The following is a 1,182-nucleotide window of genomic DNA, read 5'->3' as shown; positions in this document are numbered from 1 at the left end:
CGGACTGTAAAGTTAAATGAAAGTTGAGGACCCGTCAGCCCTTCTGGTACAATGGTTTTACCACAAACCCACGTACCTCCCGAAAGGAGACGAGTCCTCATGGCAAAATTGTATCAAATAAGCTGCCCGAAGTGCAACAACAAAACGGATTTTTATCGCTACGGAAAAGATTCGCATGGACATCAAAAGTATCGTTGCAAGAAGTGTTGGTATCAGTGGGCACCGGAAACGCCGGAGCGTGTTTATACTCGAACGAAGAGCTATCCTTCCTGTCCTATTTGCGGCAAGGCAACTTTCCTGCACCATGATATGGAGCACTACAGCGACTACCGCTGCTGTGACAAGAAGTGCAACCATTCCATGTTTGTACCGAAGCCTACCGCTATCTCTGCTCCGTCCATGTCCCAACTCTTTGGAAAGACAGATTTCAAGCGGATGCGCTACCCTGTTCATGTGATTCTAACGGCCTTGAGCATGTTCTACCTGGGCAAGAACTCGTTCCGCAATATCGCATTGATTCTGCATACCGTGATGAATGTCCAAGTGTCCCACACGACCATCAGTAACTGGTGTACCAACTTCGCCCCGATGTTCCAAAACATGGCCTTACAGCTCATTCCGGCGCTCAATTTCAACTCTGACGAGTGGCACGCCGATGAAACTGTCGTTAAGATACAGGGCAAGAAATACTACCTCTGGCTCATTCTGGACAGTGAGACGCGCTTTGTCCTTGGCTTCCATCTGGACCGCCACAGGGACAGCCCTCAGGCTTTCACCATACTGGAAGCGGTAAAGAATTTAGGCTCGCCTCGCGCCATTGTGAGCGACCGTTACTTCGCCTATCAGATGCCTGTCAAGACGCTGCATGGGGTTCAGCACATCCGCGTGGAGAGCTTCCACGACGACATTACCAACAACCTCATTGAGTGCTTTAACAAACAGTTCAAGGCCTGGTACAAGACCAAACAGGGCTTTTCCTCTTTCGCTTCTGCCAACAACCTCATTTCCATGTTCATCTTTTTCTACAACTTCGTCCGCCCTCACTCTGCCTTAAACGGCCTTACTCCGGCTCAGTGTGCCGGCCTCCATCTGCCCAAAAAGCGTAAGCGCGAGCTTCTGCTCGTTGCATAGAGCTTTTTTGTGCTTTCGGGTCCTATTTTTTCATTTTTACTTTACAGTGCC

Annotated in this window: 1 protein-coding gene; it reads left to right on the top strand. The window is 49.5% G+C overall.

Going from position 1 to position 1,182, the window contains the following annotated elements; genetic code table 11:
• The first annotated feature begins 99 nt into the window (after window positions 1-99).
• On the top strand, window positions 100-1,131 hold the full coding sequence (locus tag TQ39_RS19865; RefSeq protein WP_050006811.1) for an IS6 family transposase: 1,032 nt from the start codon (window positions 100-102) through the stop codon (window positions 1,129-1,131).
• The last annotated feature ends 51 nt before the right edge of the window (window positions 1,132-1,182 follow it).

The sequence above is a fragment of the Ruthenibacterium lactatiformans genome (genome assembly GCF_000949455.1).
GTDB lineage: Bacteria > Bacillota > Clostridia > Oscillospirales > Ruminococcaceae > Ruthenibacterium > Ruthenibacterium lactatiformans.
This window is presented reverse-complemented; position numbering and strand designations above follow the sequence as displayed.

Bases quoted from the DNA above. Each gene is read 5' to 3' on its own strand.
- TQ39_RS19865 (WP_050006811.1), top strand. From the start codon at position 100: ATGGCAAAATTGTATCAAATAAGCTGCCCGAAGTGCAACAACAAAACG.